At 71.4% G+C, this 9,204-nt stretch carries 9 protein-coding genes and 1 pseudogene; 9 read left to right on the top strand and 1 reads right to left on the bottom strand.

Going from position 1 to position 9,204, the window contains the following annotated elements; genetic code table 11:
• Window positions 1–972 (top strand): ComEC/Rec2 family competence protein (locus ACK4HH_RS11635; RefSeq protein ID WP_409652029.1); only part of this gene is annotated, 972 nt, incomplete at its 5' end.
• A gap of 10 nt (window positions 973–982) precedes the next feature.
• Window positions 983–1,999, top strand: a pseudogene (gene holA, locus ACK4HH_RS11630) (DNA polymerase III subunit delta); the annotation flags it as partial.
• A gap of 117 nt (window positions 2,000–2,116) precedes the next feature.
• On the opposite strand, the gene rpsT reads toward holA, so the two are convergent.
• Window positions 2,117–2,377, bottom strand: a complete 261-nt coding sequence (gene rpsT, locus ACK4HH_RS11625; protein ID WP_255159687.1) for a 30S ribosomal protein S20 — start codon at window positions 2,375–2,377, stop codon at window positions 2,117–2,119.
• Window positions 2,378–2,601: 224 nt separating this feature from the next.
• On the opposite strand from rpsT, the gene lepA reads away from it, so the two are divergent.
• The 7 genes from lepA to ACK4HH_RS11590 all read left to right on the top strand — a co-directional run bounded on the left by lepA (window position 2,602) and on the right by ACK4HH_RS11590 (window position 9,198).
• Window positions 2,602–4,476, top strand: a complete 1,875-nt coding sequence (gene lepA, locus ACK4HH_RS11620; protein WP_409652027.1) for a translation elongation factor 4 — start codon at window positions 2,602–2,604, stop codon at window positions 4,474–4,476.
• Window positions 4,477–4,480: 4 nt separating this feature from the next.
• The gene (locus ACK4HH_RS11615) at window positions 4,481–5,005 is read left to right on the top strand and encodes a DUF1990 family protein (RefSeq protein ID WP_409652025.1); all 525 of its coding nucleotides are present in this window, start codon (window positions 4,481–4,483) and stop codon (window positions 5,003–5,005) included.
• Between the two features lie 4 nt (window positions 5,006–5,009).
• Complete coding sequence (locus ACK4HH_RS11610) at window positions 5,010–5,510, top strand: heme-degrading domain-containing protein (RefSeq protein ID WP_409652022.1); 501 nt, start codon at window positions 5,010–5,012, stop codon at window positions 5,508–5,510.
• A 243-nt stretch (window positions 5,511–5,753) separates the two neighbouring features.
• Window positions 5,754–6,437 carry a DUF1990 family protein gene (locus tag ACK4HH_RS11605; protein WP_409652019.1) on the top strand — a complete coding sequence of 228 codons (684 nt, stop codon included), beginning with the start codon at window positions 5,754–5,756 and terminating at the stop codon, window positions 6,435–6,437.
• Window positions 6,438–6,452: 15 nt separating this feature from the next.
• On the top strand, window positions 6,453–6,881 hold the full coding sequence (locus ACK4HH_RS11600) for a hypothetical protein (RefSeq protein WP_409652016.1): 429 nt from the start codon (window positions 6,453–6,455) through the stop codon (window positions 6,879–6,881).
• The gene (locus ACK4HH_RS11595; RefSeq protein WP_409652013.1) at window positions 6,878–7,822 is read left to right on the top strand and encodes a bifunctional riboflavin kinase/FAD synthetase; all 945 of its coding nucleotides are present in this window, start codon (window positions 6,878–6,880) and stop codon (window positions 7,820–7,822) included. Before ACK4HH_RS11600 ends, ACK4HH_RS11595 begins: the two co-directional genes overlap by 4 nt.
• Entirely contained in the window at window positions 7,819–9,198 is a 1,380-nt protein-coding gene (locus tag ACK4HH_RS11590; protein ID WP_409652011.1) for a flavin monoamine oxidase family protein, read from the top strand. Before ACK4HH_RS11595 ends, ACK4HH_RS11590 begins: the two co-directional genes overlap by 4 nt.
• Window positions 9,199–9,204: the final 6 nt, after the last annotated feature.

Genomic DNA, 9,204 nt, shown 5'->3' with positions numbered 1-9,204 from the left:
GGCGCGCTGCTGCTCGCGGCCCTCACGGCCGCGGGGCTGGTCGCGCTCGGCGTGCCGGCGCGACTCGGCAGCGCCCGGTTGCGGCGCCGCCTGGCGCTCGGCACCGCTGCGGTGCTCGTTGTGGTGATGGGGGCGACCGCGGGCACGACGGCCCTGCGCGGGCTGGGCCGCTCGGGCGACTGGGTCATCGCGCAGTGCGACATCGGGCAGGGCGACGCCGTGCTCGTGCGCAGCGCCGGCGCCGTCGCGCTCATCGACACGGGCGCCGAGCCCGAGCTGCTCACGACCTGCCTCGACACGCTCGGGGTCGGGCGCATCGACCTGCTCGTGCTCACCCACTTCGACCTCGACCACGCGGGCGGTGTTCCCGCCGTTGTCGGTCGCGTCGATCGCGTGCTCGTCGGCCCGACCGGGCGCGAGCAAGACGACGCGGTCGTCGCGGCCCTCGCCGCGGGTGGTGCCGTGGTCGATCCCGTGGCTGACGGCCGCTCCGGCACGCTCGGTGCGCACGCGTGGCGCGTGCTCTGGCCGCCCGCGCATCGCGGGGTCGAGCCCGGCAACGACGCGAGCATCGTGCTCGAGTTGCGCGGCGGCCCAGCCTGCGACGACTGCCCGAGCATGCTCGCGCTCGGCGATCTGGGGGCGGATGCCCAGCGCATGCTCGCCGCCGCGCACCCGCTCGCCCCCGTCGACGTCGTCAAGGTGAGCCACCACGGCTCGCCCGACCAGCACGAGCCGCTCTACACCCAACTCGGAGCACCCATCGCTCTCATCGGCGTCGGGGCCGACAACACCTATGGGCACCCGGCTGCCGGGCTGCTCACGTTGCTGGGGGAGGCCGGGTCGACGGTCGTGCGCAGCGACGTGCACGGGCTCGCGCTGCTCGCCCCCGGCGGGGCGGGCTCGGGTGCACTGTGCCTCTGGCTCGAGCGGGGCGCGGTCGAGGGCGGCGCCGTCGGCCCGCCTGGATAGGCTGGCGGGCATGGCCGCAGCGAAGAAACCCGCCGGATCCGCGCGGGTCGCGGCGAGCATCCCGCAGCTGGCGTGGCATCAGATTCGCGCGGCACCGGTGATCCTCGTCTCGGGGCCCGAAGACTTTCTCGCCGAGCGCGCCAGCCGCCAGCTGCGGGATGCCCTGCGCGAGCAGGATCCGAGCCTCGAGGTGCACGACCTGCGCGCCGACGCCTACGCGCCCGGCGAGCTCATCACGCTCGCGAGCCCCTCGCTCTTCGGCGAGCCGCGGCTGATTCGCATCGACGCGGCCGCGACCATGAACGACGCCTTTCTCGACGAGGCGCTCGAGTACATCGCGGCGCCCGCCGACGAGGTCGTCGTACTCATCCGGCACAGCGGGGGAGTGCGCGGCAAGAAGCTGCTCGACGCCATTCGGCAGGGCACGGGCGGCGGCATCGAGGTCGTGTGCGCCGCCCTGACGCGCGACAACGACCGCGCCGATTTCGCCGCGGCCGAGTTTCGGCACGCGGGCCGCGCGATCGCGCTTGCCGCGCTGCGCGCGCTCGTGAGCGCCTTCACCGACGACCTCGCCGAGCTCGCTGGCGCGTGCCAGCAGCTGCTCGCCGATACCGACGGCGAGATCACTGAGCAGACGGTGCAGAAGTACTACGGCGGTCGTGTCGAGGTCAACGCCTTCGCGGTGGCCGATGCCGCGATCGCGGGGCGGCACGGCGAGGCGCTCGGCCTGCTGCGGCACGCGCTCGCCACCGGAGCCGACCCCGTGCCGATGGTGGCCGCGTTCGCGATGAAGCTGCGCACGATGGCGAAGGTCGGCGGAACGCGGGGCTCGGGCGGCCAGGTCGCCTCGCAGCTCGGCCTCGCGCCGTGGCAGGTCGACCGTGCCCGCCGCGACCTGCAGGGCTGGACGGAGGAGGGGCTCGGCCGCGCCATTCTCATGGCGGCCGAGACCGACGCGGCCGTCAAGGGTGCGCAGCGCGACCCCGTGTTCGCCGTCGAGTCGCTCGTGCGCGTCGTCGCCGACCGCGGCCTCGACCTGTCGCGCGGCCCGCGCGAGCCGCGCATCCCGCCGCCGAATGCGGCCCGCACGACGAACGACCCGCCAGCCGGGGCTGACGGGTCGTTCGCGCGGTTCAGGGTGGGGCTAGAGCGCCGCGACCTTCTTCGAGATCGACGACTTGCGGTTCGCCGCCTGGTTCTCGTGGATGACGCCCTTGCTCACGGCCTTGTCGAGCTTCTTGGTCGCCGTCTTGAGGGCGGCCTCGGCGGCGGCCTTGTCGCCCGAGGCAACGGCCTCGTTGGTGCGACGGATGGCGGTCTTGAGCTCGCTCTTAACGGCCTTGTTGCGCTCCTGCGCCTTGAGGTTGGTCTTGATGCGCTTGATCTGCGACTTGATGTTTGCCACGTGGATGCTTTCTTCTTCAGGAACGGTGTGAGTGTGCGGCCGGGGTGGGGGTTGCGAGCATCCGAAACCGCAGATGCGAGGCGAACTGGTCCCAGCCGCATTCCGTGTCGAAAGAGAGAGGGCTTTCTGACACGCAAGCCAACCGCTTACGTTACCAGGTGCGGTGCGCGCTCGGCCACTCAGCGGTCTGCGCACTGCCCGACCGCATGGGAGAATGGCACCAAATGTCTCCTCGCGCCCACACGCCGCTCGCCCCCGCCGCGACCGACCCGACGCTGATCCGCAACTTCTGCATCATCGCGCACATCGACCACGGCAAGTCGACCCTCGCCGACCGCATGCTCGGCATCACGGGCGTCGTCAGCGACCGCGACATGCGCGCGCAGTACCTCGACCGCATGGACATCGAGCGCGAGCGCGGCATCACGATCAAGAGCCAGGCGGTGCGCATGCCGTGGGCGCTCGCGCCCGCGGAGGGCGGCAAGCCCGTCACCTACGCGCTCAACATGATCGACACCCCCGGGCACGTCGACTTCACTTACGAGGTGAGCCGCTCGCTCGCCGCGTGCGAGGGCGCGATTCTGCTCGTCGACGCGGCGCAGGGCATCGAGGCCCAGACCCTCGCGAACCTCTACCTGGCGCTCGAGAACGATCTGACGATCATCCCGGTGCTCAACAAGATCGACCTGCCCGCGGCCGACCCCGAGAAGTATGCGAAAGAGCTCGCGGGCCTCATCGGCGGCGACCCCGACGACGTGCTGCGGGTGAGCGGCAAGACGGGCATGGGCGTCGAGGGACTGCTCGACGAGGTCGTGCGGCAGATTCCGGCCCCGCAGGGCGACCCGAACGCTCCCGCCCGCGCGATGATCTTCGATTCGGTCTACGACTCGTACCGCGGCGTCGTCACCTATGTGCGCATGGTGGATGGCCGGCTGAGCCCGCGCGAACGCATCCAGATGATGTCGACCAGGGCCACGCACGAGCTGCTCGAAATCGGTGTCAGCGCGCCCGAGCCGACGCCCAGCAAGGGACTCGGCGTGGGCGAGGTCGGGTACCTCATCACCGGAGTGAAAGACGTGCGCCAGTCGAAGGTCGGCGACACCGTCACGAACGCGCAGAAGCCGGCGACGACGGCCCTCGCGGGCTACACCGACCCGAAGCCCATGGTGTTCTCGGGGCTCTACCCGATCGACGGCAGCGACTACCCGGTGCTGCGCGAGGCGCTCGACAAGCTGAAGCTGTCGGATGCTTCTCTCAACTACGAGCCCGAGACCTCGGTCGCGCTCGGTTTCGGGTTCCGTTGCGGCTTTCTCGGGCTGCTGCACCTCGAGATCGTGACCGAGCGGCTCGAGCGCGAGTTCGGCCTCGACCTCATCTCGACGGCGCCGAGCGTGACCTACGAGGTGACGACGGACGACAAGAAGCAGTTCACGGTCACGAACCCGAGCGAGTTCCCGACGGGCGCGAAGATCGCCGCGGTGAGCGAGCCCATGGTGCGCGCGGCCATTCTGGCTCCGAAGGACTACGTCGGCACGATAATGGAGCTGTGCCAGAGCCGCCGCGGCTCGCTCATCGGCATGGACTACCTCGGTGAGGACCGCGTCGAGATCAAGTACACGATGCCGCTCGGCGAGATCGTGTTCGACTTCTTCGACAACCTCAAGAGCAAGACGGCTGGCTACGCGAGCCTCGACTACGAGCCCGCGGGCGATCAGGAGGCCGACCTCGTGAAGGTCGACATCCTGCTGCAGGGCGAGGCGGTCGACGCGTTCAGCGCGATCGTGCACCGCGAGAAGGCCTACGCCTATGGCGTGCTCATGACGGAGCGCCTCAAGAAGCTCATCCCGCGCCAGCAGTTCGAGGTGCCGATCCAGGCCGCGATCGGCGCCCGCATCATCGCGCGCGAGTCGATCAGCGCGATGCGCAAAGACGTGCTCGCCAAGTGCTACGGCGGTGACATCACCCGCAAGCGCAAGCTGCTAGAAAAGCAGAAAGAGGGCAAGAAGCGCATGAAGATGGTGGGCCGCGTCGAGGTGCCGCAAGAGGCGTTCATCGCCGCGCTCTCGGGCGATGTCGAGAAGGCGAAAGAGAAGAAGTAGGGCCGTGGATGCTGCGCCGCGGCCCGAGCTGAGCTACGCGCCGCACGGCGGCAGCCTGAACCTCGAGCCCGAACGGGTGCCCGCGGGGTTCCGAGTGTTTCGACACGAGGCCGTCATCGGCTCGGGTGCCGAGCGCTGGGCGTCGGCTGCGGCCGAGGTGCTCGAGTGGGGGCTGCAGCGCGGAGCGGGCATCCGGGTCAGCACGCCGCGCGTGGTCGTGGGCGATGACGTGACGCTGACGATCCCGCTGCTGGGCATCGTGCCGGTGAGGGCGTACGCGCGCGTGCTCGCGGTGGTGGATGAGCCGACGCGGCGGGGGTTCGTCTACGGAACCCTGCCCGGGCATCCCGAACGCGGCGAAGAAGCGTTTCTCGTCACGATCGACGATGCCGAAATCGTGCGCGTGGTCGTGCAGGGATTCTCGCGTCCCGCCCCCGGCATCTGGATACTGGGGGCACCCGCGCTGCGCCTCGTGCAGGCGATCTACACGCGCCGGTACCTGCGCGCGCTCGTGTGTGCGGCACACTGAGCCCATGACGACTGACCTCTCGCCCGCCGACCGTGCCGCGCTCGACGCCCTCATCGCCGAGGTCGTCGCGCAGGAGGAGCGCCTGCAGTTCTCGGAGTTTACGCACGAGCACGCGTGGATGCTCGGCGCACGCCTGCGCGAGCACGCCCTCGAGCGCGGCCAGGCGATCACGATCGACATCGCGCTCGGTGAGCAGCGGCTCTTCCACTGCGCGCTGCCCGGCACCTCGGCGCACAACGACGTGTGGATCGAGCGCAAGAAGCGCACGGTGCGCGAGTTCGGCGCGTCGAGCTACCTCGTGGGCCTGCGGTTCCCCATTCTCGACAATCACGTGCTCGAGCACGCTCCGTGGATGGACCCGATGCAGTTCTCCGGCCACGGCGGCGGATTCCCGCTCGCCATCCGCGGCGTCGGTGTCGTCGGCGCGATCGCCGTGTCGGGCCTGCCGCACGCTGTCGACCACGGGCTCATCGTCGAAGCGCTGAGCGAGCACCTCGGCATCTGATCGAGCACGCCGGCCTCCCGGTGGGGAACGCCGTTCAGAACGTTCCCGAATGTAAGGACTTCTGAGCGACTTTGCTCGCCCGAGTCCTGAGATTCGGGAGTCTGCAGAGGTGGAGCGGCTGAGCGCCGAGGATCCAAGAGTGGAGGAGCCAGGAGGGCCTCGCCAGGAGCGGCGTGGTCGGTACGGCCGTGGCAGTTGCAGCGGCGCGGATCGCTCCCGGCTTCGCGCCGTACGCTGGAGCACGTGACCGCCGACCCCACTCGCGACCGCGCGCGCCAGCAGCAGCCGGTGACGTACGCGGCTGTCGGCGCGACACAGGCTGCCGACCTCATGCAGTATCCGCCGCAGGGGTACCGCCCGCTCGAGCAGCGCGGCCGCATCGGCCACGGCGATGAGCGCTGGCAGTACGCGGTCGACGAGCTGCTCACCGGCGGGGTCTACCGCGGCGCGGGCATGGGCGTGCGCATCACCCCCGTGACGGCGGGGGATGCGGAGCTCACGTACCACCACGTCGAGTACGACGCCACGGGCGAGCCGGTCGAGGCGGCCCAGGTGGGGGCGGCCGATGAGGTCTACACGGCGAGCGGTGCGCGGCACCTGCGCCCCGGAGACATCATCGTCGTCGGCCTCGACGTGGGAAGCGCCCTGTGGCTGCCCCTGCCGGGGCGGGTCGTGCTGCTCGAAGAAGCCGAGCAGCGCGTCATGTACGCGGTCGGCACCCTGCCCGGGCATCCGTTCTCGGGCGAAGAGGCGTTCACGCTCGAGCAGACCGACGACGGCTCAGTGTGGCTCACCGTGCGCAGCTTCGCGCGACCCGCCGCCTGGTGGGGCTGGCCCCTGCTGCCCGGGCTGCTGCTCGCGCGCATCCTGATCGCCCGCCGCTTTCTGCGCGCCCTCATGGGTGCGATTCCCGCACAGCCGGCCTGACTTAGGCTGAGCACGATGAGCGACGAACCCCGCCCGACGAGTGCCGGCATCGGCCGCGTGCTGATCGCCGTGTACGGCATTCTTGCCCTGGCCGCGATCGGCCGATCGGCCTACCAGATCGCCACCAAGTTCGACGAGGCGCCGGTCGCCTACAGCCTCTCGGCGCTCGCCGCCGCCGTCTACGTGCTTGCGACGATCGCGCTCATCGCGCGGGGAACCGCCTGGTTCCGCGTCGCCGTCATCGCCATCGCGTTCGAACTCGCGGGCGTGCTCATCGTCGGCACGCTCAGCATCATCGACCCCGCACTGTTCCCCGACGACACCGTCTGGAGCCAGTTCGGCCGCGGCTACGCCTTCATCCCACTCGTGCTGCCCGTGCTCGGGCTGCTGTGGCTGCGCCGCGTCGCCCGCGCACGCCGGGACCCGGCCGAGGTGACCGCATGACCGGCGTCGTCGTGCACGGCATCGAGAATCTGCCGCACGACTCCCGGCCGAGTGCTGTCACGATCGGCAAGTTCGATGGGGTGCACCGCGGGCACCGGGCCGTGCTCGAGCAGCTCACCGCCGAGGCCGAGGGCCGCCGCACCGTCGTCATCACCTTCGACCGCCACCCGGCGGCAGTGCTGCACCCCGAGACCGCGCCGGCCACTCTGCTGAGCGTCGCGCAGAAGACCGAGGCGCTCATCGACGCGGGCGTCGATCTCGTGGTCGTGCTGCCCTTCACGCCCGCGTTCGCCGCGCTCACCGCCGACGAGTTCGTCGACCAGGTGCTCGTGCGCGGCCTGCACGCCGAGCGCGTGCTCGTCGGCAGCGACTTCCGCTACGGCGCGCATGGCGCGGGCACGGTCGAGAGCTTGCGAGCGGCGGGCGAGCGCGCGGGCTTCGCCGTGGCGCTCGTCGACGACGTGTGCGAGCTCGACGGCACGCGCGTGTCGTCCACGGGCATCCGGAGCCTGCTCGAGGCCGGCCGCCTCGACGAGGCGACCGAGGCGCTCGGCCGGCCGCACCGCATCCGATCCCTCGTCGTGCCCGGCCACCAGCGCGGCCGCGAGCTCGGCTACCCCACGGCGAACCTCGCGCGCGACGCCGAGGGCTGCATCCCGGCCGACGGCGTCTACGCCTGCTGGCTGCATGTCGAGGGCGCTCGCTACGGCGCGGCCGTGTCGATCGGCAACAACCCGACCTTCGGCGACGTGCCCGAGAAGACCGTCGAGGCGCACGCGATCGACGTGCACCTCGACCTCTACGGCTCGACCGTCGAGCTCGAGTTCGTCGCCTACATCCGCTCGATGCACAAGTTCGAGTCGGCGGATGCCCTCGCCGAGCAGATGGGCCGCGACGAGGTGCGCATCCGCGAGATCCTGGGCCTGCCCGCACCGGCGTGAGCGGGCTCACGCGACGGCAGTTCGGCGCCGTGGCGGTCGGTTCGACCGCCGCGGCCGCTCTCGCGGCGTGCGCGCCACTCGGCTCGCCGTCGAGCACCCGCGGGGAGGGGCTCACGATCCTCGTCGTGGGGGCGGGCGTCGCGGGGCTCGCGGCCGCCCGGGATCTGCACCGCGCGGGCGCCGAGGTCATCGTCCTCGAAGCGCGCGACCGTATCGGCGGCCGCACCGCCACGCTCGTGCGCGAGGGGTTCGCGCTCGACCTCGGAGCCTCCTGGATCCACGGCGTCGACGGCAACCCCGTCGCCGAGCTCGCCGACGAGGCGGGACTGGAGCTCATCGAGACCGACGTCGCCTCGTCGATCGGGTTCGATGCCGCGACCGCGAGCGGGCTCGTCGACGACGCCGCGCTCGCGCGCGCCGGGGCACGGCTCGATGCCGCCGTCGAGGTGGGCTACGACGCCGACGTCGACCAGCCGCTGCGGCTCGTCGTCGACGATGCCGTGCGCGGGGCCTCCGCCGCTGAGGCCCGGCTCATTCGCTATCTCGCGGCGAGCGCGATCGAGAACGAATACGCGGGGTCGATCGACCAGCTCTCGTCGTACTGGTTCGACGAGGCCGACACGTTCGGTGGCGGCGACGCCATGATCGAGGGCGGCTACGCGCAGGTGCCCGACCTGCTCGCCGAGGGGCTCGACGTGCGGCTGGGCGCTGCGGTGAGCGCTGTGCGCTGGAACGACGACGGCGTGAGCGTGCAGACGAGCGCTGGCGAGGTCGCCGCCGACGCAGTCATCATCACCGTTCCGCTCGGCGTGTTGCAGGCGGGCGTGATCGCCGTCGACCCGCCGCTGCCCGCGTCTCACCAGGCCGCGATCGACGCCCTCGGCATGGGCGTGCTCAACAAGGTCGTCCTGCAGTTCGACGACGTCTTCTGGGACGACTCGGTCGACTGGATCGGCATCGTGCCGCCCGAGGGCGCCGACCCGTGGGTCGACTGGGTCACGCTCGGCCGTGCCGAGGGCGTGCCCGTGCTGCTCGGCTTCGCCGCGGGCGACCTGGGTCGGCGTGTCGACGCGATGACGGACGAGCAGGCCGTGGCGAGCGCCCTCCGCACCCTGCGCAGCGCCTACCCGGGCGCGCCCGAGCCTGTCGACGCGCTCGTCACGCGCTGGGGCGCGGACGAGTTCGCGCGCGGCTCCTACTCGTTCGCCGCGGTGGGCTCTGACCCGGCGATGCGCGATGACCTCGCGGCACCCGTCGGCGGCCGTCTGCACCTGGCGGGCGAGGCGACCTCGCGTGAGCATCCGTCGACGGTGCACGGTGCCCTGTTGTCGGGCCGCCGGGCCGCCGAGAACGTTCTCGGCGACCTCGGCGCCTGACCGCCG

Origin of the sequence: Microcella sp. (assembly GCF_046296455.1) — a bacterium.
GTDB lineage: Bacteria > Actinomycetota > Actinomycetes > Actinomycetales > Microbacteriaceae > Microcella.
The sequence above is the reverse complement of the archived record's forward strand: the minus strand, read 5'-3'. Positions and strand labels throughout refer to the sequence as shown.

Excerpts from the sequence above, each read along its gene's own strand:
- ACK4HH_RS11595 (WP_409652013.1), top strand. The coding sequence starts at position 6,878 with ATGACCGGCGTCGTCGTGCACGGCATCGAGAATCTGCCGCACGACTCC.
- ACK4HH_RS11600 (WP_409652016.1), top strand. The coding sequence starts at position 6,453 with ATGAGCGACGAACCCCGCCCGACGAGTGCCGGCATCGGCCGCGTGCTG.
- lepA (WP_409652027.1), top strand. The coding sequence starts at position 2,602 with ATGTCTCCTCGCGCCCACACGCCGCTCGCCCCCGCCGCGACCGACCCG.
- ACK4HH_RS11610 (WP_409652022.1), top strand. The coding sequence starts at position 5,010 with ATGACGACTGACCTCTCGCCCGCCGACCGTGCCGCGCTCGACGCCCTC.